22 protein-coding genes are annotated in these 23,577 nt (G+C 37.9%); 11 read left to right on the top strand and 11 right to left on the bottom strand.

From position 1 onward, the window contains the following. The first annotated feature begins 14 nt into the window (after window positions 1-14). The 4 genes from ppk1 (at window position 15) to queF (ending at window position 4,969) form a co-directional block, all read left to right on the top strand. Entirely contained in the window at window positions 15-2,234 is a 2,220-nt protein-coding gene (gene ppk1, locus ACZBKJ_RS06815) for a polyphosphate kinase 1 (protein ID WP_463200227.1), read from the top strand. Between the two features lie 89 nt (window positions 2,235-2,323). Further along, window positions 2,324-3,274: an ABC transporter ATP-binding protein gene (locus ACZBKJ_RS06820; protein WP_463200252.1), complete on the top strand. Its 951-nt coding sequence runs from the start codon at window positions 2,324-2,326 to the stop codon at window positions 3,272-3,274. A gap of 41 nt (window positions 3,275-3,315) precedes the next feature. Then, window positions 3,316-4,092 carry an ABC transporter permease gene (locus ACZBKJ_RS06825; protein WP_463200228.1) on the top strand — a complete coding sequence of 259 codons (777 nt, stop codon included), beginning with the start codon at window positions 3,316-3,318 and terminating at the stop codon, window positions 4,090-4,092. 28 nt (window positions 4,093-4,120) lie between these two features. Then, window positions 4,121-4,969: an NADPH-dependent 7-cyano-7-deazaguanine reductase QueF gene (queF, locus tag ACZBKJ_RS06830; RefSeq protein ID WP_463200229.1), complete on the top strand. Its 849-nt coding sequence runs from the start codon at window positions 4,121-4,123 to the stop codon at window positions 4,967-4,969. 57 nt (window positions 4,970-5,026) lie between these two features. On the opposite strand, the gene ACZBKJ_RS06835 is transcribed toward queF, so the two are convergent. Both ACZBKJ_RS06835 and ACZBKJ_RS06840 read right to left on the bottom strand, forming a co-directional pair. After that, entirely contained in the window at window positions 5,027-6,373 is a 1,347-nt protein-coding gene (locus ACZBKJ_RS06835) for a sensor histidine kinase (RefSeq protein WP_463200230.1), read from the bottom strand. Between the two features lie 32 nt (window positions 6,374-6,405). After that, window positions 6,406-7,065 (bottom strand): response regulator, encoded by a 660-nt coding sequence (locus ACZBKJ_RS06840; RefSeq protein WP_463200231.1) that lies wholly within the window; start codon window positions 7,063-7,065, stop codon window positions 6,406-6,408. A gap of 129 nt (window positions 7,066-7,194) precedes the next feature. On the opposite strand from ACZBKJ_RS06840, the gene trhP reads away from it, so the two are divergent. Continuing rightward, a complete protein-coding gene (trhP, locus tag ACZBKJ_RS06845; RefSeq protein ID WP_463200232.1) occupies window positions 7,195-8,604 on the top strand; it encodes a prephenate-dependent tRNA uridine(34) hydroxylase TrhP in 1,410 nt (469 codons plus the stop codon). Window positions 8,605-8,632: 28 nt separating this feature from the next. Here the strand turns inward: trhP and ACZBKJ_RS06850 are convergent, their stop codons facing one another. The 5 genes from ACZBKJ_RS06850 to lipA all read right to left on the bottom strand — a co-directional run bounded on the left by ACZBKJ_RS06850 (window position 8,633) and on the right by lipA (window position 12,338). Then, on the bottom strand, window positions 8,633-9,136 hold the full coding sequence (locus ACZBKJ_RS06850) for a dihydrofolate reductase (protein ID WP_463200233.1): 504 nt from the start codon (window positions 9,134-9,136) through the stop codon (window positions 8,633-8,635). Window positions 9,137-9,220: 84 nt separating this feature from the next. Continuing rightward, the gene (locus tag ACZBKJ_RS06855; protein ID WP_463200234.1) at window positions 9,221-9,481 is read right to left on the bottom strand and encodes a DUF333 domain-containing protein; all 261 of its coding nucleotides are present in this window, start codon (window positions 9,479-9,481) and stop codon (window positions 9,221-9,223) included. 19 nt (window positions 9,482-9,500) lie between these two features. After that, window positions 9,501-10,322 (bottom strand): 2,3,4,5-tetrahydropyridine-2,6-dicarboxylate N-succinyltransferase, encoded by an 822-nt coding sequence (gene dapD, locus ACZBKJ_RS06860; protein ID WP_463200236.1) that lies wholly within the window; start codon window positions 10,320-10,322, stop codon window positions 9,501-9,503. Window positions 10,323-10,362: 40 nt separating this feature from the next. Further along, complete coding sequence (locus tag ACZBKJ_RS06865) at window positions 10,363-11,298, bottom strand: alpha/beta fold hydrolase (RefSeq protein ID WP_463200237.1); 936 nt, start codon at window positions 11,296-11,298, stop codon at window positions 10,363-10,365. Window positions 11,299-11,300: 2 nt separating this feature from the next. After that, window positions 11,301-12,338: a lipoyl synthase gene (lipA, locus tag ACZBKJ_RS06870; RefSeq protein WP_463200238.1), complete on the bottom strand. Its 1,038-nt coding sequence runs from the start codon at window positions 12,336-12,338 to the stop codon at window positions 11,301-11,303. A gap of 144 nt (window positions 12,339-12,482) precedes the next feature. On the opposite strand from lipA, the gene thiI reads away from it, so the two are divergent. Further along, on the top strand, window positions 12,483-13,931 hold the full coding sequence (gene thiI / locus ACZBKJ_RS06875; protein WP_463200239.1) for a tRNA uracil 4-sulfurtransferase ThiI: 1,449 nt from the start codon (window positions 12,483-12,485) through the stop codon (window positions 13,929-13,931). A 71-nt stretch (window positions 13,932-14,002) separates the two neighbouring features. Here thiI and ACZBKJ_RS06880 read toward each other — a convergent pair whose 3' ends face one another. Further along, window positions 14,003-14,737 (bottom strand): glutathione peroxidase, encoded by a 735-nt coding sequence (locus ACZBKJ_RS06880; protein WP_463200240.1) that lies wholly within the window; start codon window positions 14,735-14,737, stop codon window positions 14,003-14,005. A gap of 122 nt (window positions 14,738-14,859) precedes the next feature. After that, window positions 14,860-15,543: a MiaE family protein gene (locus tag ACZBKJ_RS06885; RefSeq protein ID WP_463200241.1), complete on the bottom strand. Its 684-nt coding sequence runs from the start codon at window positions 15,541-15,543 to the stop codon at window positions 14,860-14,862. Window positions 15,544-15,979: 436 nt separating this feature from the next. On the opposite strand from ACZBKJ_RS06885, the gene ACZBKJ_RS06890 reads away from it, so the two are divergent. From ACZBKJ_RS06890 to ACZBKJ_RS06910, 5 genes are all read left to right on the top strand, one after another. Beyond that, the gene (locus ACZBKJ_RS06890) at window positions 15,980-17,014 is read left to right on the top strand and encodes a porin (protein WP_463200242.1); all 1,035 of its coding nucleotides are present in this window, start codon (window positions 15,980-15,982) and stop codon (window positions 17,012-17,014) included. 105 nt (window positions 17,015-17,119) lie between these two features. Continuing rightward, window positions 17,120-17,845, top strand: a complete 726-nt coding sequence (gene pyrH / locus ACZBKJ_RS06895) for a UMP kinase (protein WP_463200243.1) — start codon at window positions 17,120-17,122, stop codon at window positions 17,843-17,845. 51 nt (window positions 17,846-17,896) lie between these two features. Beyond that, complete coding sequence (gene frr / locus ACZBKJ_RS06900) at window positions 17,897-18,451, top strand: ribosome recycling factor (protein WP_463200244.1); 555 nt, start codon at window positions 17,897-17,899, stop codon at window positions 18,449-18,451. 78 nt (window positions 18,452-18,529) lie between these two features. Next, on the top strand, window positions 18,530-19,351 hold the full coding sequence (gene uppS / locus ACZBKJ_RS06905; RefSeq protein ID WP_463200246.1) for a polyprenyl diphosphate synthase: 822 nt from the start codon (window positions 18,530-18,532) through the stop codon (window positions 19,349-19,351). Beyond that, the gene (locus ACZBKJ_RS06910) at window positions 19,351-20,175 is read left to right on the top strand and encodes a phosphatidate cytidylyltransferase (protein ID WP_463200247.1); all 825 of its coding nucleotides are present in this window, start codon (window positions 19,351-19,353) and stop codon (window positions 20,173-20,175) included. The genes uppS and ACZBKJ_RS06910 overlap by 1 nt, the downstream gene beginning before the upstream one ends. A gap of 62 nt (window positions 20,176-20,237) precedes the next feature. On the opposite strand, the gene ACZBKJ_RS06915 is transcribed toward ACZBKJ_RS06910, so the two are convergent. Together ACZBKJ_RS06915 and ACZBKJ_RS06920 are read right to left on the bottom strand one after the other, a co-directional pair. Further along, window positions 20,238-21,662 carry a surface lipoprotein assembly modifier gene (locus ACZBKJ_RS06915; protein WP_463200248.1) on the bottom strand — a complete coding sequence of 475 codons (1,425 nt, stop codon included), beginning with the start codon at window positions 21,660-21,662 and terminating at the stop codon, window positions 20,238-20,240. A 228-nt stretch (window positions 21,663-21,890) separates the two neighbouring features. Continuing rightward, window positions 21,891-23,577 (bottom strand): transferrin-binding protein-like solute binding protein (locus ACZBKJ_RS06920; RefSeq protein WP_463200249.1); only part of this gene is annotated, 1,687 nt, incomplete at its 5' end.

The following is a 23,577-nucleotide window of genomic DNA, read 5'->3' on the forward strand; positions in this document are numbered from 1 at the left end:
CAAGGAAAAAACCGATGAATACTGCTATTAATCAAGCCATGCAAACTATTGCCAATCAACAACAGGGTATTGATAAGCAAGCTGTTGCCAGTGTATTGGGGCAGACGCCACCCCCTGATAAGTTGTATGAAATTGATGAAATTTTAACCAAAACAGGCGAATTTACATCAGAGTGTTATATTAATCGCGATTTATCAACCTTGCGATTTCAATTACGAGTGTTGGCACAAGCGACCAATCCTCGTTACCCTTTACTTGAAAGAATGTTTTTTTTGACGATTTTTTCGTCTAATATGGATGAATTTTTTGAGATTCGCGTTGCAGGCTTAATGCAAAAAATGAAACAAGGCGACCATTTAAGTAGTTTGGATGGACGCAAGCCCAGTGAGCTTTTAGCTGAAATTAGCCAAGTAGCCCACCGAGCGGTTGAAGAACAGTATCGAATCTTAAATAATGATATTTTGCCTGAACTTGCCGAAAATGATATTCGCTATTTAAAACGTCATGAGCTTAGTGAACCTCAAAAAATATGGATGAAAGAGTATTTTTTTGAGCAAGTACTGCCAGTCTTGACGCCCATCAGTATCGACCCAGCTCACCCATTTCCACGTTTGGTGAATAAGTCACTTAATTTTATTGTTAGTTTAGAGGGTAAAGATGCGTTTGGAAGGGATATTAATTTGGCAATTGTGCCTGCTCCACGTTCATTGCCTCGCGTGATTCGTCTACCTGATGAATTAACTGGTGGCAAAGAGCATCACGTCATGTTGTCTGCAATTATCCATGAACATGTTGGTGAATTATTTTTGGGTATGAAAGTTACAGGCTGTCATCAATTTCGTTTGACACGTAATGCTGATTTGGCATTATCAGATGATGTAGATGATTTAGCAAAGGCTTTAGAAGGTCAGCTGGATAATCGACGTTTTGGGGATAAAGTGCGTTTAGAAGTTACCAGTGATTGCCCAGCAGACATCAGTCAATTTTTGCTGAATGAATTTGGCTTGGAAGAATTTCAGCTATATCGCGTCAATGGACCAGTTAATCTTACACGTATGTTAACTGATTTTGATAGACCAGAATTAAAATTCGCCCCATTTAATAGAGCGCTACCAAAAGCCTTTAACAAAGTAGATTTTCGAGGAGCGGATGCACGTTTTGATGCCGATGCTTTAATGTTTAATATTATTAATAAACAAGATGTTTTGGTGCATCATCCTTTTGATTTGTTTACACCCGTAGTAAATTTATTATGGCAAGCTGCTAACGACCCAAATGTTTTAGCAATTAAGCAAACCATTTATCGCTCAGGCACCAATTCTGAAATTGTTCAAGCCTTGGCACACGCTGCTAAAAATGGCAAAGAGGTAACAGCAGTAATTGAATTGCGCGCTCGGTTTGATGAAGCGTCTAATATTGCCGTTGCTAATTTTTTACAACAAGCAGGCGCGATTGTTGTTTATGGTGTGGTAGGGTATAAAACGCATGCTAAGCTGATGCTTATTGTCCGTCGGGAACAAGGAAAAATTCAGCGTTATGCCCATTTAGGAACGGGTAATTATCATGCAGGTAACGCCAAAGCCTATACTGATTATGGGCTGTTTACCGCCGATAAAAATATTTGTGCTGATGTGCATAATGTGTTTATGGAACTAACTGGCATGGGTAGACCAATGCCACCAAAATGCATTTTGCACGCGCCATTTACGCTACATGAAGGTTTATTATCGATGATTGATGATGAAATCAGCCATGTTAAAGCTGGTAAAAAAGGGCGCATTATTCTAAAATGCAACGCCATCACAGAACGCCATATCATCAATAAATTATATGAAGCATCAAAAGTTGGCGTGCAAATTGATTTGATTGTACGTTCTATTTGCTGTTTACGCCCGCAAGTCAAAGGTTTGTCTGAAAATATCCATGTACGTTCGATTGTGGGGCGGTTTTTGGAGCACACTCGAGTTTATTATTTTTATAATGATGGCGATGAAAAACTATTTTGCAGCAGCGCCGATTTAATGGATAGAAACTTGTTACATCGTGTTGAAGTGGCATTTCCAATTTTGGATAAAAAGATTTTTTATCGTATTTATCAAGATGGTTTGATGAATTATTTGGAAGATAATGTTCAGGCATGGGAGCTTGATGGGCGTGGTGAATGGAATCAGGTGCAAAAAACCCATCAGATTCACGATGCTCAAGCGGTATTATTGGAAAAAATTTGTCAATAAGTCCAAAGATAAACCGCTGTTTATCAGTGTATCTGGTCAATGGCGGTTTATTTAATCTTATTAAAAAACCAAATAACAAAGTTTGTTTTATGTATGATAATAATAATGTTGCTTTAAAAATCACACAACTTAGCAAAACTTATCCTAATGGTTTTTGTGCCTTAAAAGGTGTAAATTTAACCGTGCAAAAAGGTGATTTTTTTGCACTACTTGGCGCAAATGGTGCTGGCAAATCAACCATGATTGGGATTATCAGTTCTTTATTAAAAATGGATAAAGGCGTGGTTGAAATTTTTGGTGTGGATATTGTCAAAAAACCCAATCTTGCCAAATCCTATTTGGGCGTTGTTCCTCAAGAATTTAATTTTAATCAGTTTGAAGAGTGCTTAAACGTTTTATTGTTACAGGCGGGGTATCATGGCATTGCCAAAAAAGACGCAATACCACATGCAGAATTTTTATTGAAATCTTTAGGACTTTGGGAAAAACGCCACACCAAAACCCGAGCTTTGTCAGGTGGTATGAAACGCCGTTTAATGATTGCTAGAGCATTGATTCATAAACCAAAATTATTAATATTGGATGAGCCAACCGCAGGCGTTGATATTGAACTTAGACGTTCTATGTGGGAATTTATTAAAAAAATTAATGAAGAAGGCACAACAATTATTTTAACCACTCATTATTTAGAAGAAGCAGAGCAATTGTGTAAAAATATTGCGATTGTTAATCACGGTGAAGTTTTAATACATACTCAAATGAAGGATTTATTATCTCAATTGTCAAATCAAGCATTTATTTTTGATTTAAAAGATGAATTGCCAAATTTGCCAAATTTTAAATATGCATTGAATGCCTACCAAATTGATAATAAAACATTAGAGATAACTTTGGGAAAACATCAAGAATTAAATCAATTATTTGTTGAATTTAATCAACACAATATTCAAATAAAAAGCATGAGAAATAAATCCAATCGATTAGAAGAAATATTTATGAATATTGTGGATAAAGATATATCTAAAAATAAAGAAAATTAATGTTATTCTTCTTTTAATTAAATAAAAATATAGAGTATTGTATGAATTTTTTTGGGCAATATATTGCATTAAAAACTTTATTTTATAAAGAAATGAAGCGTATTTTACGAATTTGGCCTCAAACATTATTGCCGCCAGCAATTACTATGACTTTGTATTTTGTTATTTTTGGGCAAATGGTTGGTCAAAGAATTGGACAAATGGGTGGTGTTAGTTATATGCAATTTATTGTGCCAGGACTGATTATGATGTCTGTTATTACCAATAGCTACTCCAATGTGGTTTCTAGTTTTTTTAGTGTTAAATTTAATGGAAGTATTGATGAATTATTAGTATCTCCTGTTTCTTTGCATAACATTTTAATTGGTTACGTTGGCGGTGGAGTTTTTCGCGGTTTGATGATTGCTTTTATTGTTAGTGCAGTAGCATTATTTTTTACTCAATTATCAATTATGAATTTAGCAATTACAATTCTAACTATCATTGCAACAGCAATATTATTTTCATTGGCTGGATTTATTAATGCGATATTTGCTAATTCTTTTGATGATATTTCGATTGTACCAAGTTTTATTTTAACACCTTTGACGTATCTTGGTGGTGTTTTTTATTCTATTTCAGATTTATCACCTTTTTGGCAAAAAGTATCTTTATTAAATCCGATTGTATATATGGTTAATGCTTTTCGTTATGGAATTTTAGGTCATTCTGATGTCAATGTTTTTTATTCTTTATTAGCTATTTTAGTTTTTTGCATTATCTTTTATTGGGTTGCTTATCTTTTATTAAAAGATGGTTCGCGGATTCGTATTATTTAAATTTAATAGATGATTTATAGGTATTTGTATGAGCATTCATGGCGTATTGGGCGAAAACACTCATTATCCAAAAACTTACAATCCAGATATTTTATATCCAATTAGTAGAAATGTTGGGCGTGATGAGATTAAACGCGCAACAGGTTTTTATCAATCTTATCAAGGAGTGGATATTTGGCAGGCATTTGAAATCTCTTGGTTAAATCCAAAAGGCATATCACAAGTGGCGATATTAAAATTATTCATTCCCGCAGATTCACCAAACATTGTAGAATCCAAATCTTTAAAACTTTATTTTAATAGTTTAAATTTTACAGTGTTTGAAGATAAACAACAATTAATAGATACCATTATTCAAGATATCTCTTTTTGTGTAAAAAAAGACATAAAAATTTATTTGGGTGATTTATCGGATGAATCATTTAATACTTATCTATTAGAGCAAAAAAATTGCATTGATGATGCATTGGATTTTTATCAAGATAATATTCTATTAACGCACGATATTGACAGTTCTTTTTTAAAAAATTTTAATCACAAAAATCATCAACAAACTTATCAATTTTATTCTAATTTATTGCGTTCTAATTGTCCTGTTACCAACCAACCCGATTGGGGAAGTGTATTTTTTGAAATTACCACCAGTTATCAGTTGGATTTTGCAAAAATATTGCAATATATCTTATCCTTTCGTCAGCACAATGGTTTTCACGAACAATGTGTAGAGCGTATGTTTGCTGATTTTATGGTGCATTTAAATCCAAGTAAACTAAAAATCTGGGCAAATTATACTAGACGTGGTGGCATTGATATTAATCCAATTCGAGTGTTTAATGCAGATTTTGATAATTACCTAAAACGCACAATTCGCCAATGATTTTATAAACCGTTAATGTGAATAATTAAAAATGTGGAAAATGATAATATCATATAACTAAAATGCTAAGGTAACACATAATCCACCTGAATGATTTTCAAATAAAGACGTGTTTAAATATAAATTGGCTTTAGAATTTTCACAAACGGTTTTTACAATAGACAAGCCAAGACCTGTCCCTTTTATTTCGCTATTATCAGAATGATTGTTTTGTGATAAGCGGGTAAAAGGTTCAAATACTTTATAATAATCGGCTTTTTTTATGCCAATACCACTATCTTTGATTTGTAAAAATAATTTTGAAGGATGATTATTTTTATAGTGAATGACACACTCCCCAAATTCTTGTAAATCTTGTTTTTTATCCGATAAAATAATTGCAATACGACCTTGATTGGGTGTATAAATGATTGCATTTTGAATGATATTTTTAATCAATAATAATAAAACGGTTTCGTCAATCAATAGTGTAGCATTTTCTTGTTTGATATCAATTTCAAAATTTAATGATTTTTCATTAATTATTGGCAATAATAGATTGACACTATTTTTTAATATGTTGGCTATTTTTACAGGTTTGTAATTTCCTGTTTTGCCATTTAATCGTGCAATGGTTAGTAATTTTTCTACCAAATCCTGATTTTGCGCAACGCTTTTAGCAAGTTTATTTAGACCTATTTTGATTTTATCTAAATCAGTCAATGTTTGTAAGCGCTGAACTTGCAAAGAAATGGCAGTTAAAGGTGAACGTAGCTCGTGAGAAGCATCAGCGATAAAGCGTTTTTGGGTATCAATATCCTCTTGAGCCTTGACTAGCAACTGATTAATAGCAACAGCAAATGGTAAAATCTCTTTAGGAAAGTTTTCTACAGGTAAGGGCGATAAATCGTGAACATCGCGCTGGCTAACTGATTTTGTGGCACGTCTAACAAAGCGAAACTCACGCCACATTAAAAATGGTGTAAATATTGCTAAAATACCACTGACAATCAGCAAAGGAATCAAAGAATGTAAAGCAGCTAATGTAGCCAGCTCATCTTGACTGTCATGGCGTTGGCGAACAATGATGGTTTGATGGTTTTGTGCAAGTTTGTAAACCGAAAAACGTTCACCATCTATAATGGCAGTACTAAACCCCATGGGTAATTTGGCAAAATTAGTATGATTTTTATCCAAAATATCTACCCAGAGCCCATCATCACCATCGCCTGTGCGATAGCTTTGGGGGCTTGGGCGGGTGGTTAAAATGGCAAGAGCAATATTTTCTAAGTTTTCATCAAATAAGTCGTCTGTTTCTTCATAGGTTCTTTGAAAAGCAAAAATACCAGCCAATAGGGCGCTGATAAGCAGCACGCTTAGAGTGGTGGTGATAAGTTTTAACTGTAAAGAATGGGGTTGTTTCATGGCAGATTGCGGAAAAATAATAAATTATCAGATTAATTTGCTGCAAGATACCAGCCCAATCCACGCATATTTTTGATGGTGTTTTGTCCAATTTTTTTGCGTAAACTATAAATCAAAAACTCTACCGCGTTGCTTTCCACTTCCATACCCCAGCCGTATAATTGGCTCTCCAAATCACTTTTGGATAATACTTTTTCAGAATTGGTCATAAAACTGGTTAAAAGCATGTATTCTTTAGCAGTTAAATCTAGGGGTTGTTGGTTTAAAAATGCTCGTTTTTTAGCAGTATCTAATGATAAATTACCAACTTGGAGCAGATTTTGAGCTTTACCTTGCTGTCTACGAATTAAAACACGCATGCGAGCGAGTACTTCACCAAGTTCAAATGGTTTAATCACATAATCGTCAGCACCACCATCCAGCCCTTGAATGCGGTCATCTAGAGCATCTCGCGCGGTTAAAATTAAAACGGGAGCATCAATTTTGGCAGCGCGTAGAGTTTTTAATACGTCCATGCCATCAACTTTTGGCAAACCTAGGTCTAGTAAAATAATATCATATTGTTCGGTTTTAAGAGCCAGCAGTGCTTGTGCGCCATCTTTTACCCAGTCTACAATATAGCCTTCATCCATCAAGGCTTCACTAAATACATCACCAATCATCATATCGTCTTCAGCTAATAAAACCCGCACAAATTTCCCCTATTATCAAAATAATTTCAAATCAGATTATTGTAACAAAATAAAGACAGAAAAAACTTAGAAGGTTTTGATAAAAATTTTGCTATAATGACTGGTTTATTTTAATATTATCTTAAAATTATGAGACAAATAACTGAGCTTTTATGCCCCGCTGGAACTTTTAAAAATATGCAATACGCTTTTGCTTATGGTGCAGATGCTGTATATGCAGGTCAAGCGCGCTATTCATTGCGAGTGCGCAATAACGATTTTGATGAAGAAAATTTAAAAAAAGGCATTGATTATGCTCACAGTTTGGGTAAAAAATTTTACGTTGTGGTGAATATCCAGGCTCATAATGCCAAATTAAAAACCTTTATAGAAGACATTCGTCCTGTAATTGAAATGAAGCCAGATGCACTGATTATGTCCGATGCTGGCATGATTATGATGGTACGAGAGGCTTTTCCAAATCAAGTGATTCATTTGTCAGTACAAGCCAACGCAGTTAATTGGGCAACAGTGAAATTTTGGCAGCAAATGGGCGTATCACGAGTGATTTTATCCAGAGAACTGTCTTTAAAAGAGATTGGTGAGATTATTCGTGAAGTACCTAATATGGAGATTGAAGTCTTTGTTCATGGGGCTTTGTGCATGGCTTATTCTGGACGCTGTTTATTATCGGGTTATATTAATAAGCGTGATGCCAATCAAGGTACTTGTACAAATGCATGCCGCTGGAGTTATAACACCTATCAAGCGATTGAAAACGAAACAGGTGATATTGTTCCAAAAAATCCTGATATTTTTATTCCTAATCAAAGCCAAGCAGAAAATGCCATTCATGCCATCAATCTAAATGGTGATGTGGTCATGGGTGATGATTATGTACAAAAACCATCTGACGAGGTGGTGTTGATTGAAGAGCAGGGACGAAAAGGCGAACTGATGGCAATGTTTGAGGATGAGCATGGTACGTATATCATGAATTCTAAAGATTTGCGCGCGGTGGAACTTGTGCCAGATTTAATAGACATGGGGGTGCATTCCTTAAAAATTGAAGGACGTACCAAATCGCATTATTATGTTGCACGTACGGCTCAAGTATATCGCAAGGCTATTGATGATAAATTGGCAGGTAAGCCTTTTGATACTCAGCTGATAGCAGCCTTAGACGGATTGGCAAATCGTGGCTATACAGAAGGATTTTTGCGTCGTCATGTACACAGCGATTATCAAAACTATGAATACGGCTCATCTAAAACAGACAATCAACAATTTGTTGCTGAAGTTACAGACGTTGACGGCGAATTTTTAATCTTAGACATTAAAAATAAACTGATGGTTGGTGATGAAATAGAAATCATGACCCCCAAAGGCAATGTAGTGTATTTACTTACTCAAATGTGGGATAAAAAGAATGCTAGTATCGATGGGGCTTTAGGTTCTGGTTGGACTGCCAAAATTAAAAACCCCTTTACAGATGTAGCGGCTGATGTCTTGAAATTTGCATTGATTATGAAAAGTGTCAGTGAACCAATTTATACGTAATTGCGCTGCAACACGTGGTAATCTGTGATTAAGATTGTTTTTGATAACGGGCAAAATAAAACTTGATGCCCGTTTTTTCATCCTGTTTAATATCAGATGTCCAAATTTGAGTGAATTTTTTACTAAAATCAGGATAAAACGCATCACCGTCAATCTCTAAATCTACGTGGGTAATTTCTAAAATATCGGCTAAATCAAGGCTTTTTTGATAGATTTGTCCACCACCAATAATATAAATTTCATCGTGATGATGACTGTTGGCATAGTCTTTGGCGTGTGTTAATGCGTCATCTAAATGATGAACTACTGTGCATCCTGTAGCCTGAAACTCTTTATTTTGGGTAATGATAATATTGTTGCGATTGGGCAAAGGGCGACCTAAAGATTCAAAGGTTTTTCGCCCCATAATAATCGCTTTTCCCGTCGTAAGCGCTTTAAAGTGTTGAAGGTCTTCTTTGATATGCCAAGCTAATTGGTTGTTTTTTCCAATGCAATTGTGTTTGTCAATGGCAACTATCTGAATGATTTTCATTAAAAATTCCTTAATAAATCATAAAAATACGATAAAAATGGGTCAGCAGTGCCAACCCATTTTTTTTATTTTAAAGTAAATAAATTATTTTTTAATGGTATCACCTTCAATGATGATTTTGGCAGAACTGCGGTAAAATTCCCACTCTTCAATTTCTTGACCGTTGGGTAATTGACAAACGCCGTATTCATTACCGTTAGTGTCTTTTTTAATGATGGATTTGCCATGAACAGAAACACAAAATTCGCTGGCAGGGTTTGGCGATTTGGTAACGGGTGTTTTTGTAGTGGTACAACCAGTGATGACAGTGGTAGCGATGATGGCTAAAAATATGCTTTTTTTCATATGACACCTACAAATTAATTTATTCGGCTCTTAATAGGTCGTTGATGCTGGTTTTGCTGCGAGTTTGAGCGTCTACTTTTTTGACGATGATGGCAGCGTATAAACTGTATTTACCATCAGCTGAAGGCAGACTGCCCGGAACAACAACCGATCCTGCTGGTACGCGCCCATAATAAATTTCGCCTGTTTCACGGTCATAAATACGGGTAGATTGCCCAATATAAACACCCATGGAAATGACTGAGCCTTCACCAACAATCACTCCTTCAACAATTTCGCTTCTAGCACCAATAAAGCAGTTGTCTTCAATAATAGTAGGGCTTGCCTGCAGCGGCTCTAAGACGCCACCAATGCCAACACCACCCGACAAATGAACATTTTTGCCAATTTGAGCACATGAGCCAACGGTTGCCCAAGTATCCACCATGGTGCCTTCATCTACATAAGCACCAATATTGACGTACGATGGCATTAAAATAGTATTTTTGGCGATAAATGAACCTTTTCTGGCGACAGCAGGTGGAACGACACGAATGCCAGCATTTTTAAAATCGGTTTCTGACCAGTTAGCAAATTTGGTATCTACTTTATCATAAAAGCGCAAATCTCCAGATTCTACAGAAGTATTATCGTTTATTTTAAAAGATAACAGCACAGCTTTTTTTAGCCACTCATTAACAACCCATTCGCCATCTGTCTTTTCAGCAACACGGTAAGTGCCGTTATCTAAACCTATTAAAGCCTCATTAACTGCTTGGCGGACATTATCGGGGCAATTTGTAATGGATAAATTGGCGCGATTTTCAAAGGTTTGTTCAATTAAAATGCTTAAATCACTCATAAAGTTTCCTTAAAATTATAAAAAAGTAGATATAAATCAATTAAGATATATTGGCAGTAAACCAATGTAAAATATCTTGATGTACTTTATCAGCATGAGTTTCTTGCAAAGGCTCATGCCGCATATTGGGATATAGGTGGAAGTTTACATTGGTTTTTCCAGCCTTTAGCAGCTCATCAACCAAACCATAGATATCCTGACCCATACGTCCAACTGGGTCGTCTTTACCACTTATAAAAAGCAGTGGATAGTTATTTGGCATAAAAGCATGCCAACTGGGCTTACATGCGTGCCAAAGCAATTTTTGTAAAGCTAAAAAACCATTATTGGTAAATACAAAACCACATAAAGGGTCAGCTTCAAAGGCTTTGATGTTATCACCGTTTTCAGATAGCCACGCAAATGGTGAAGCCCAAATTGATGAGCGAATTTGATTAAGCAAATATTGGTTTAAAAGATTGGCAAAGTAAATGTTAGGCTGTTTGGCATTTAAAAAGTTTAACACGCCCAAACTTTTTAAACTTATTTGATTAAAAAAGCCAAAACCATGAGCCGTTCCCATTAATATTGCACCATCAAAGCTGCCAGCGTGATGAGTCAAGACCGTTCGGGCAATAAATGACCCCATGGAATGCCCCATAATAAAATGGGGAATGTTTTTATTTGTCAGTTCTTTGGATTTTTGCTTTAAGGCATCAGCGCAAACAATCACGTCTTTACACAGCGCTTGAACAGGGTGTTTTTCATCAAAAAACCCTAATTCATATTTATCTTTGACAGTCTTTCCATGCCCAAGTTGGTCATAAGTCAGCACTAAAATGCCATGATCTGCTAAAAACTGCGCAAACTTTTGATAGCGTCCACTGTGTTCGCTCATGCCATGAATAATAAGCAAGCTTGCCCTAATTTTATCTTTTGGGATAAAAAATGTATGGTGTAAACGGTGAATGCCATTAGCGGATAAAATAACACCCACAACTAACAGCCCAATTTACCTTCTTTGGCGAGCGCTTTACTGCTTCTGACAGGCGGTGGACAAGGTTCGCCATAAAACTGACGGTCGGCAAAGTAACTGGAACGAACCATAGGACCTGCCCAAATACTAAAAAAGCCAATTTTTTTACCATAATCCATATAACGTTCAAATTCATCAGGATGAACATAGCGTTCTACTGGGGCATGACTTTTGCTTGGGGCAAGATACTGACCAATAGTTACGATGTCAACATCATGAGCTTTTAAATCATCAAGTAGAGCATAAACTTCTTCTTCAGTTTCACCTAATCCAACCATAAAACCGCATTTGGTAGCAATATCAGGACGCAGCGCCTTGTAATCTTTTAACAGTTTTAAAGAATGGGCATAATCAGCACCGGGACGAAAGGCTTTATATAAACGAGGTACGGTTTCAATGTTGTGATTAAAAACATCAGGAGCGGTTTGGGTTAAAATTTCTAACGCTAATTTATCCCGCCCACGAAAATCTGGCACTAAGATTTCAATCAAGCAATTTGGACTTAATGCACGAGATTCTTTAATCACATCAGCAAAATGTCCAGCCCCGCCATCTTTTAAATCATCTCTATCCACTGATGTGATGACTGCATATTTTAATCCCATACCTAAAATTGTTTCAGCGGTATGGCGAGGTTCATCTTTATCTAATGGATTGGGTCTGCCGTGTGCGACATCACAAAATGGGCAACGACGCGTGCAAATATCCCCCATAATCATAAAAGTTGCTGTACCATCACCAAAACATTGAGGTAGGTTTGGACAAGCAGCTTCTTCACAAACTGTATGTAGTTTTTGTTTGCGCAGAGTTTGTTTAATACGCTCAACCTCAGCAGGGCTTGATAATTTGACTCGAATCCAGTCAGGTTTTTTTGGAGTTTCAATTGTAGGAATTACTTTGATGGGAATGCGAGCGACTTTGTCATGTCCACGCAGCTTTTCGCCTTGCACTGCTTTTTTTGGAGTAGGGCGAGCTTCAGGGGTGTAAGTTTGAACGGTCATTTTATGTGTTTGTAATTTAAAAATTAGACTATTTTACGTTATTTTTAGGTAAAAAGCGATACTAAAAATCTCCACAAATATTAGGACTATTGTCGCCTAATTTTAATAGTGATATGATAGCCGATTTTAACTAAAATCTAAATTATGAAATTTATCATCAAACTTTTCCCTGAAATTATCATGAAAAGTGATAGCGTTCGCAAACGCTTTATCAAAGTTTTAGCGAACACCATTAGAGACAACCTAAGAGCAGTTGATTCAACGGTTACAGTTGTGCGTCTTTGGGATAAAATTGTGGTGCGCAGTAAAGACCAGACAAAAAAACCTTATCTAATTGAACGACTGCAATGTATTCCAGGCATTCATCATTTTTTAGAAGTTGAAGAAATGACCTATACAAATTTGCACGATATTTTTGAAAAAACATTGGCGCAAGTTGCTGATGAAATTGTGGATAAAACCTTTTGTGTACGCGTTAAACGTCGTGGTCGTCATGATTTTAATTCCATGGATGTGATGCGATATGTTGGTGGCGGCTTAAACCAAAGGGTGGCTAGTGCTAAGGTGCGGTTAGAAAACCCTGATGTTACTGTGAATCTTGAAATTGAAGATGATAAATTGCTATTAACAAAAGCTCGTTTTGATGGGTTGGGTGGGTTTCCAGTAAGCACCCAAGAGGATGTGTTGTCATTAATTTCTGGAGGATTTGATTCAGCGGTTGCTAGTTTTAACTTTATCAGACGCGGCAGTCGTGTACATTATGTATTTTTTAATTTGGGTGGCAAGGCTCACGAAATTGGTACTAAACAAACCGCGTATGAGCTTTGGCGTAAATACAGCCCAGTTCATAAAGTTAAATTCATCACTGTGAATTTTGAGCCTGTCGTTGCTGAAATTTTACAAAAAATTGATGATGGTTATATGGGTGTGGTGCTAAAACGCATGATGGTGCGTGCTGCAAGTCGTTTGGCAAAACAATATAAAATCAATGCATTGGTTACAGGTGAAGCCATGGGGCAGGTGTCAAGTCAAACCCTTGCTAATTTGCAAATGATTGACAAAGCATCCGATACACTGATTTTACGACCCTTAATCACCAACGATAAAGAAGAAATTATTAAAATGGCTAAAAAGATTGGTACGGCGGATATCGCTAAATCCATGCCTGAATTTTGTGGTGTAATTTCTAAAAGCCCAACAGTAAAAGCAGCGGAGCATAAACTGGTTGCGTGTGAGGAAAACTTTGATTTTAATACATTACAAACAGCTATTGAGACTGCTTTGTGTATTGATATTCGCCAAATCCAGCAGCAAACAACCAACCAAAAAAACATCCAAATCACGTCTCAAATTGGTGAAAATGACGTAATTTTAGACATCCGAAGCCCCGATGAAATTGACAATAAACCTTTGGTGATTGAAAATGCTCAGGTGGCTACTATGCCTTTTTATAAATTAACCAGTAGTTTTAATACGCTAGATGGCTCAAAAACTTATCTACTGTATTGCACAAAAGGCGTGATGAGTAAATTGCAAGCTTTATATTTAATGGAACAAGGATTTGATAATATTAAAGTTTTTCAAAAATCTTAAAGAAAATATTGCATGATAAAAAATAAAAAAAGATGGCGTAAAACCATCTTTTTTAAGTTTATACTTTAAAGTCAGCCAGCAAAAAATGCTTCTAAGTCATCGCTACCGCCAATATGCTGACCGCCAATAAACACCTGTGGCACTGTTTCACGACCTGTGATTGCACGTACACCCGTCATGCTAGCATCACGCCCTAAAACAATTTCTTCATAGCTTAAACCCTTTTCATCAAGCAGTTTTTTGGCTTTAATGCAAAAAGGACAACCTGGTTTGGTAAAAATTGCTACAGATGGTTTATCTTGCCAGTCAGGCTTTAGGTATTTTATCATAGTATCTGCATCGGATACTTCAAAGGGGTCACCGTCTTTTTCGGGCTCGTCAAAGATTTTAGTGATTACGCCATCTTCAACTAGCATAGAATAACGCCAAGAACGCTTTCCAAAGCCAAGGTTTTCTTTTCCTACAAGTCGCCCCATACCCTCAGTAAATTCGCCATTACCATCAGGAATGACAGTAATATTGTCGCACTCTTGGTTAGCTTTCCATGCGTTCATCACAAAAGTATCATTCACTGACACACAAATAATTTCATCCACGCCCAGTTTTTTAAACTCAGAAGCCAGTTCGTTATAACGAGGCAGGTGTGTTGATGAGCAGGTTGGTGTAAAAGCCCCTGGCAACGAAAACAGCACTACTTTTTTACCATTAAATAATTCATCAGTGCTTACATTTACCCAGCTGTCACCTTGACGAGTCGGAAACGTTACATTTGGTACACGCTGACCAATCATATCTTTAAAAGCCATAATTTATCCTTTTACGAAAAGTTCATTACTATTATATGAGGTTAATTTTACTTTTTTAAAGCAAAAATATTGAAATCTTTAATTGATAAAATCTAATAAAAACCATAAATTATTTAATATTATTAATAACTGTAGTGCTCAAAAGTTGGCACGCCACTATGAAAACGCAGCTCATCATCAGGACTGTCAATCAATTCTCTTTCTACTTCACGAAAAAATGCCACACGTGAACTGATATCATCTTCGCTAATTGATTGAGCAAGTGAAAGATAATCTTCATAATGACGGCTTTCAGATTTTAAAAGATATTTATAATATTTGGATAATTTTTCATCATCTATTACATCTGCTAGAGCTGAAAACCGCTCACAAGAACGTGCCTCAATAAATGCTCCAATGATGAGTACATCAATCATGCCAGCAGGTTCAAATGTACGTTTGTGTTTTAATAGCCCTTTAGCATAGCGACCTGCTGGAAGATGAAACCATTCAATGTTTCGCTCTTTCATTAATTTCATAACTTGTTCGTAATGCAGCATTTCTTCGCGTACTAACTGTGAAAGTTTTTCTTGCAAATCACGATAAAATTCATAACGAAAAATTAAGTTCATTGCCGTTCCTGCTGCCTTTTTTTCACAATTGGCGTGGTCTTGCAGAAGCAGTGGCAAATGATTTTTGGCAATATCTAACCATTTTTGTGAAGTTTGGCAGCCTAAAAACTCATAAATATGCTGGATATCAGTTTTGGCTTTAGCAGATTTGGTAATATAATCCAAATCATCAGTGTTTTTTAAATCAGCATTCATCAGCTTTTTCCAATTAAAGATAAAAGATTATAAATAATAAATCATAAAGTGATTTATAAACAATTCTCATTCTAACTTTTGCTAAAGATTTTTTCAATAAATGTATATAGTTAAAACTAAAAATTAGTCTAAAAATTAATCAATTGTAATACAATCAATGATTTATCTAAAAAATTTTGAATATTTTTTGTATTTTTAAGTTATTGAATAATATATAAAAATAAAAAAATCAAGAAAAAAGTTGCAAATTTTCAGATAAAAGGTGTTGCAAAATGTGTCAAAGTTGGTATTCTATACACAAGGCATGAAGTTAAAGGATTTTCCTACTAATGCCTAAATTGAAAAAACCATGATAGCATCATTATTGATGATTATCATGTGGGTGCAAGCGTTTTAAGCAGCCCCATCACTAAAAAATGTCAGTGGAGAAATACCCATGAAAAAACTACTTTTAGCGTCAGCCATTGCTGCTTTGTCTATCACTGCTGCACACGCTGCCCCAACTGTTTATGGTAAAGCATATTTAACCTTGGATGTTAAAGATGGTAATGATGCGGCTAAAGCTGCAAGCACAGAGACTCGTACAAAGCTAAATTCTAACGCTTCTCGTATCGGTGTAAAAGGTTCTGAAGCCCTAACTGCCAATACGGACGTGGTTTATCAATTGGAATACCGTTTAGAAGTTGATACTAATAACAAGGCAAGTTTTACCGCGCGTGATACCTATCTAGGTCTTGCTAACAAAAGACTTGGTACTTTGGTTGCTGGTCGTTTGACTGCAGTTGATGATTATGTAAACTACGCTAATGTAACTACTGGTAGCCCAGTTGGTGATGATGATGTATTAGCTTCTGTTTCTGGTCCTCGTGCTAACAACGCTTTTGCCTATTTTTCACCAGAGTATAATGGCGTTCAGTTGATGGGTGTGTATGCCCTGGATGAAACCAATAAGGGAACTAGCAAAGAAGAAAGCTTTGGTCGTGATGCGTGGGGCGTAGCTGCTAAATATGAACCAAGCAACATGCCACTAAAAGCGGGTGTAAGCTATCTAAAAGCTGGCGCTGATAGTAAAAATACAGTTTTATTTGACAGCGCATTGCGTGCTAGCGTTGCCTATGCTGTTAATCCAGCAATTACTGTGGCGGGACAATATCAACTAACTGATGCTTATGCTTCTGATGAAAATGGTTTAAGATCTAGTGATAAAAAGCAAAAAGAACATGCCTACACTGTTTCTGGTACTTATAAAGTAGCTCAAACTCCATGGACTGCTTATGGTCAACTTGACTATGTGAACAATGCTGATCATGTTAAAAATAATAAAGAACAGCGCATTGTTGTCGGTGGTAAATATGGCTTTAACCAAAATACCACAGGTCACATTTATAGCGGTTATCTAAAAGAAAAAGTAACAGGTGCTAAAGACCAAAATTCTTATGGTATCGGTGCAGGTTTAGAATATAAATTCTAATCTACCTTTAGTAATAAAAACCCATCTTTTTAGATGGGTTTTTGTTATGAATCTTAAAAAATGTGTTAAAATTGGATAATTTATTTAAAAAAAGTGGGGCATGATATGACGGATAAAAATCCACATTTTTCTCGGATTTTGTTAAAACTTTCTGGTGAGGCCTTGGCGGGCGGTCGTGATATGGGGATTGATGCCGGTATTTTAGACCAGATGAGTTTATCAATTGCCCATCTGCGAGGTCTTGGTGTGCAGGTGGGGATTGTAGTTGGCGGTGGTAATTTATATCGCGGTAGTACCTTACAAAAAGAAGGGTTGGTTGGTCGTGTTACTGGCGACCAAATGGGCATGCTGGCAACCGTGATGAATGGTCTTGCCATGCGTGATGCATTAGTTCGCCGTAACATCAAAACACGTCTGATGTCAGCCTTATCAATTGCAACAGTTGGCGAGCCGTATTCTAGCCGTGATGCTATTCGCCATTTAAGTAATGGCGAAGTATGTATTTTTGTAGCAGGAACGGGTAATCCATTTTTTACCACTGATACGGCAGCGTGTCTGCGTGGAATCGAGATTGAAGCAGGTTTAATTCTAAAAGCTACTAAAGTTGATGGTGTGTATGATAAAGACCCAAGCGTTCATGCTGATGCGGTTAAATACGATAGCTTATCATTTGATGAAGTACTTGAACGTAAACTTGGCGTGATGGATTTAACTGCAATTGCTTTGTGCCGTGAACACAATGTGCCACTACAAGTGTTTGATATGAATAAACCCAACGCACTGCTTAATGTGGTTATGGGTGAAAAAGAAGGTACACGAGTTTATCATTAAGATGATTTGATAGATTAAATTAACCAAAATCATTCCAAAGGAAATAACCTTATGATTAATGACATTAAAAAAAATGGCGAATCTCGAATGAGTAAGGCAATTGAAGCTTTAGAGACGTCTTTTGCTAAATTACGCACTGGGCGCGCTCATCCTGGTATTTTATCATCAGTGATGGTTAGTTATTATGGCTCAGAAATGCCACTCAATCAGGTAGCTAGCATCAACGTAGAAGACAGTCGCACCCTTTTGGTTCAACCATTTGACCGTTCTATGGTGCAGGCAGTAGATAAGGCAATTCGTGAAGCGGATTTGGGGCTAAACCCAATGACTGCCGATGTTATTCGTGTTCCCATGCCCGCATTAACTGAGGAAACTCGCCGTGATATGCAAAAATTGGCACGTTCAGATGCTGAAAACACCAGAATCTCCGTGCGAAACATTCGTCGTGATATGCTACACGAAATCAAAAATCTGGTCAAAGAAAAAGAAATTTCTGAAGATGATGAACGCCGTGCCTCAGATGATATTCAAAAAATGACGGATAAATTTATTCAAACGATTGATTCGCGTCTTGAGAAAAAAGAAGCTGAGTTGTTGGTTGTATAATAAAAACGCTGATAATCGTAAGTAGGTGGATTGTCGGCGTTATTTTTTTGTAAATTTCTTACTTTTTTAAGTTTTATTATGCCAAATACGTTTAATTCTACAGACCACACTTTAGCAAAACCAGTTATGGTGGCGACCATGCCAAAACACATTGCCATTATTATGGATGGCAATAATCGCTATGGAAAAGCCAATCATTTGCCAATGGGGGCTGGTCATTTGGCAGGTAAAGACGCTCTCAATCCAATCGTGGAGTATTGTGCTAAAAATGGTGTGCAAGTACTGACGGTTTTTGCATTTTCATCAGAAAATTGGTCACGACCAAAAAATGAGGTAGATTTACTGATGAGGCTGCTAGCAGAAACCATTCAAGAACAATTATCACGTATGACCAAACATAAAATCCGATTACGGTTTATTGGTGATAGAAGTTTACTGGATAGAAGTTTACAAGAAAAAATGGCAGATATAGAAGCTAAAACTGCCAATTTTACCACTATGACTTTAGCGATTGCTGTTAGTTATGGTGGAAAAGATGATATTGCGTTTGCATGCAAAAAAATCGCTCAAAAAGTTGCTGATGGCACAATATCTGCTGATGATATTGATGCTAATATGGTTGGCGAAAATGTAGAATTGGGTGATTTGCCAGCAGTGGATATGCTGATAAGAACGGGCGGAGATTTTCGGATTTCTAATTTTTTGCTTTGGCAGTCTGCTTACGCTGAACTGTTTTTCACTCCAACGTTATGGCCTGAGTTTGGTGTGGATGAACTTGAATCTATGATACACAGGTTTGCTAAAATTGAAAGACGATTTGGTAAAACCAGCGAACAGATTTTGGAAGAAAAGACAGCCCAAAAAAATAGCATGAATGATGATAACAAGGGAGTGGTATAATGTGGCAACGTATTAAAACCGCTATCGTACTGGTGGCAATCGTTGGCACAGCAATGTTTGTCAGCCGTTTACCAATCTTTTTTTTGCCGTTATTAACACTTGGAGTTGTGATTGCATCGCATGAGTGGACAAAGCTTATGCCAAAATTGCAATATCCTGCTCGATTTATTCTCTTAGTAACGGTGGTTACTTTGGTGAGTGTTGCCCTGCCGCAAACGTGGCTTGTGTGGTGGGCGGTATCGGTAGTTATCTGGATGCAGGCAGTACGCTGGGTGATGGTATATCCTAGTCAAGAAAAATGGTATGGCAAACGACTGTTTTTGATGGGTGTGGTGATTTTAACTTCTGCAATCACTTCAATGTATAGTTTGTGGAAATTATCACCTTGGTGGTTAATGTATGTGTTTTTATTGGTATGGTGTGCTGATAGCAGCGCTTATTTTGTGGGACGAAAATTAGGTAAAAGAAAACTGGCTCCTAATGTATCACCCAATAAAAGCATAGAAGGTTTGATTGGCGGACTTTTAACATCAAGCATTGTAGCGTTTTTTGTGGGATATTATTTTTTGCCAAGCGGTATGGCGCTTTTGGCGTTTTTAATCTTAGCAGGTGTTACTACATTATCAAGCGTGCTTGGCGATTTATTTGAATCCATGTTAAAACGTCGTGCAGGCATCAAAGATTCAGGTTCAATTTTACCTGGTCATGGCGGTGTATTGGATCGTATTGATTCATTGTTATCAGCAACACCGATTTTTGCGTTCGGGGTGTGGGTTTTGACTTCTTGGGGTGTGCTGCCTGTATTGGAAAATTTTCACCACTAAACAACGCTATCAAATAAAATAAGCCAATCTATTTTAGATTGGCTTTTTTGGCATTATCCATTTTAAAATGTTTTACTAAATTCAATAAACATTCTGGTTTTGCCGTATTCGTAGAACTTATCGTTGCTCCATGTTTTGTGGTGGGCGACGGTCAGGCGGGGGGTAATGCCTTTAAAATGAATGGCTCTATGCCATATAGAAAGTGAGGCATCCATTTCTTTGTCGTGGCGTTTTTCTTGATTGCTAAAAAAACTTGGGGTTTGGTAGTGGCGTTGGGCGGCACTTAATCTGAGCGTAGTTGATAACCCCTTGTCCCATTCTTGTCCCCATGCGGTGCGGATGCTGTATCGGTCGAAGCTGTCGGTTTTGTCTTCTTTATTGCGTTCCTGATAGATGTCGAAACCGCCGACCCAGTATTGGCGGGCGTTTTTGTAATAAACGACGGAATTGCTCAAGAGACGGCTTGTATTGTCGGAACGAGCTCGGCGGCTGTTTTTCAGACGACCCATTTCCAAAGCACTGAGGGTTTGCAGCTTGGGCTGCCACCAGTGGTTGAAATGCAGGCGTGCGCCACTGGTATAGGCATAGGGGTCGTTGCCGTAAAAGCGGCGTTCGTGGAACGGGGTCAGTCCGACGTCGCTTCTTTGGTCGGCATAGCCCATGCCTGCGGAAAAACGGGCAGTTACGTCGTTGAAATTGGTGTGCTGAGGGTAGATTTTACCGTATGTGTCCGCACCGGCTGTGGCATACCAGCCTTTGGGTAGCGACCATTTTTTCTCTGCACCGAGCTGGTAGTTGATTGCTGTGGCATTGATGGGTTCGGGGAAAGTCCAGTTGCCGTAGGTTCGGCGGCTGGGGGCTTGGTTGATATTCTGCTCGCGGGTGATGCTGAGGCCTGCGTTGAATTTCCACGAATCGCGTTCGCGCAGGGCTTTGCGGTAGGCTTCGATGCCTTTGATAAGCACCTCGGGCAGGTCTTTTTCGGTTTTGAGTTTGTTGAACTGGTCGGCAGCGGCTTCGTTCTGCTTGTCTTCAAACAGGGCGGTGGCAAGCTGCCAGCGGACGACGGGGGCATTGGGGGTTTCGGCGATAAATTTGCGGTAGTGTCCGATGGCCTCTTTTATGTTGCCTTCCGTTTGGGCGACGAGTCCGCGGGCGTAAAGTGCCATGTTTTTATCGTGTTGCGGCCACTGTTCGTAAATCGGCAAAACCACTTTGATGCCTGCGATATTACGAGCAACGACGGCGGAATACATGGCGCGGGCGAGCAGATCTGGATTGGCGAGCAGGGTTTCGGCGTTGACGTTGACGACTTTTTCAGACGACGTTTCAGCTGCGGGCGGATTGACGGGTTCTTCGGGTTTTTCAGGCTCTGCCGTGTTGACCTGCAATTCGGGCGTCGGATAGGTTTTGGGTTCGGGTGGGACGCCTTCGGCGTGTGCGGCGGACAGGGAAATCAGGGAGAGGAGCAGAAGGTTTTTTTTCATCAGAATTTCCTTAATCAATGGTTGAAAACCCATCTTTAAAATTTATATCGTTAGGATTTTCTAAGGATTTTAATGTTGTTATAGTATATCATGATGTTAATGACAATTAATTTTATCATGGTTGATAAAACAAAACTTAAAATTTTTTGTAAAATCAAAATATAACCAAAGTTTATTTTAACTAAAAACCGCCCAAAATTGAGCGGTTTTGTGGGTTATGATAAAAGATTATTGTTTTTTACCACCGAATACGCCGAAGGCTTTATTGGCTGTATCAAAACGGTCTTTGCCAGCATAGTCAAATTGACCAGCCATTTCATCCGCTGTTGCACCATAGAAGCCACCTGATAAGCTACCTGAATCAGCTTTATCCCATGTTCCAGTGAAGTTGCTACCGTTAATTGTGCCACTAAATTTTTGTACTGCTACACCGTAGTTATCATTGGTATCAATAGCACCTGTCAATGTTTTATTGGAGAAATCAACATCAGCAGTAAATGTACCAACCTTGCCACTGCGGGTAGTTAGCCAATTATCTTTGCTTACATCATTAAGATTGATAAGTGTAAATGTTGTACCTTTATAGGTGGCTTTGCCAGAAGGAATTGTATCAGCCAGTTTACCCTGTACATAAGTGGTATAACTACCATCTTTTAATTGAGCAAGACCATATACAACATTTGAAAGTCCTGTAGATTTAGTAACAGTGGCTGTATCTTCTTTAGGATCAATAATAAAGCCAGATTTTCTGTCAGTCAAGAACTCTTCGCTGGTACTATATCCAGACTTAACTGGATTTTTAGCAATGGATAAATCAATACTTGTTCCATTGATGACTAATGTTGTAATATTTGCATCATTAGCTACAAAGTTTTGTTGCCCTAAAGCACCTTTGGACAATGTTGGTGTTACAGAAATTGGCTTGGTGTTATTAGTTGTATCGGTTTTTGGTTTTTCAGCAGGTTGTGTGGGCTGTACAGGTGTTGCAGGTTCTGTGGTAGCTGCTTTTTCATCTTGGCGTTTCGCACCGAATACGCCGCGCGTTTCCACTTCTTGATTGGCTTTATACATACCGGCAAGTTGGTCGGCAGTTGCGCCGTAGAAGCCGCCATGCAGGTTACCCGCATCGTCGGCAAAAGTGTTGCCGGTCAGCTTACCGTTGAAGGACAGGTTTTCCATATCGCGGGCATTGGCTTTCAATACCCCGTCTTTACCGCCCAAACGGTTTTCCTCGTCATTGCCATTTAGGGTTTTGTCGCTGAAGCGGTTGATATTGACACCGATGGTTTTCTTATCAAAGTTTACTTTGGCGGAAACTTTAGTGGCTACTGCACCCAAATAGGTGTTGTCAAATTTACTTGCACTGTTGGATGGGTCAACATAATCAAATGAATCTATTCTAAAGGGGTTGCCGTCTTTAAAGTGCAGACCGTAACCTTCATAGGTTGCTTCACCTTTTTGGGCAGCAACAACATCTTGTGTTGAAGGATTGCCTTGTACAAAAATGCCTTGTTTGGTGTCGTTTTGGAAATGCGTATTGGTAACATCAGCCACGCCGCCATAACGTACATCAGCTAATAAATTACCACTGTGAACGGCTAATTGTGCCGCACCTTGTCCGCCACCATTTTCGCTTGTTTCACGTGCTGTAAATCCGCCTTCTGTGATTGTTTTGGTATTGATTTCAACGCCTTCTAATATCACAACATCTTTGCTTGATGATTTAGGAGTTTCAAGCGCACCGTATTTCAAACCGCTATATTCACCCTTTTTAGCTGTAACAACACCGCCATCTACAGTTTTGGTCATGACTTTGCTATCACCACCAAAGGCTGTGTCCTTATTCTCTTCTGAGGTTTCAGGCTGTTTGGTTTCAGGCTGTTTGGTTTCAGGCTGTTTGGTTTCAGGCTGTTTG

It is taken from the genome of Moraxella sp. I5G (assembly GCF_055193055.1).

Bases quoted from the DNA above. Each gene is read 5' to 3' on its own strand.
- ppk1 (WP_463200227.1), top strand. From the start codon at position 15: ATGAATACTGCTATTAATCAAGCCATGCAAACTATTGCCAATCAACAA.
- ACZBKJ_RS06820 (WP_463200252.1), top strand. From the start codon at position 2,324: ATGTATGATAATAATAATGTTGCTTTAAAAATCACACAACTTAGCAAA.
- ACZBKJ_RS06825 (WP_463200228.1), top strand. From the start codon at position 3,316: ATGAATTTTTTTGGGCAATATATTGCATTAAAAACTTTATTTTATAAA.
- queF (WP_463200229.1), top strand. From the start codon at position 4,121: ATGAGCATTCATGGCGTATTGGGCGAAAACACTCATTATCCAAAAACT.
- ACZBKJ_RS06835 (WP_463200230.1), bottom strand. From the start codon at position 6,373: ATGAAACAACCCCATTCTTTACAGTTAAAACTTATCACCACCACTCTA.
- trhP (WP_463200232.1), top strand. From the start codon at position 7,195: ATGAGACAAATAACTGAGCTTTTATGCCCCGCTGGAACTTTTAAAAAT.
- ACZBKJ_RS06850 (WP_463200233.1), bottom strand. From the start codon at position 9,136: ATGAAAATCATTCAGATAGTTGCCATTGACAAACACAATTGCATTGGA.
- ACZBKJ_RS06855 (WP_463200234.1), bottom strand. From the start codon at position 9,481: ATGAAAAAAAGCATATTTTTAGCCATCATCGCTACCACTGTCATCACT.
- dapD (WP_463200236.1), bottom strand. From the start codon at position 10,322: ATGAGTGATTTAAGCATTTTAATTGAACAAACCTTTGAAAATCGCGCC.
- lipA (WP_463200238.1), bottom strand. From the start codon at position 12,338: ATGACCGTTCAAACTTACACCCCTGAAGCTCGCCCTACTCCAAAAAAA.
- thiI (WP_463200239.1), top strand. From the start codon at position 12,483: ATGAAATTTATCATCAAACTTTTCCCTGAAATTATCATGAAAAGTGAT.
- ACZBKJ_RS06880 (WP_463200240.1), bottom strand. From the start codon at position 14,737: ATGGCTTTTAAAGATATGATTGGTCAGCGTGTACCAAATGTAACGTTT.
- ACZBKJ_RS06885 (WP_463200241.1), bottom strand. From the start codon at position 15,543: ATGAATGCTGATTTAAAAAACACTGATGATTTGGATTATATTACCAAA.
- ACZBKJ_RS06890 (WP_463200242.1), top strand. From the start codon at position 15,980: ATGAAAAAACTACTTTTAGCGTCAGCCATTGCTGCTTTGTCTATCACT.
- pyrH (WP_463200243.1), top strand. From the start codon at position 17,120: ATGACGGATAAAAATCCACATTTTTCTCGGATTTTGTTAAAACTTTCT.
- frr (WP_463200244.1), top strand. From the start codon at position 17,897: ATGATTAATGACATTAAAAAAAATGGCGAATCTCGAATGAGTAAGGCA.
- uppS (WP_463200246.1), top strand. From the start codon at position 18,530: ATGCCAAATACGTTTAATTCTACAGACCACACTTTAGCAAAACCAGTT.
- ACZBKJ_RS06910 (WP_463200247.1), top strand. From the start codon at position 19,351: ATGTGGCAACGTATTAAAACCGCTATCGTACTGGTGGCAATCGTTGGC.
- ACZBKJ_RS06915 (WP_463200248.1), bottom strand. From the start codon at position 21,662: ATGAAAAAAAACCTTCTGCTCCTCTCCCTGATTTCCCTGTCCGCCGCA.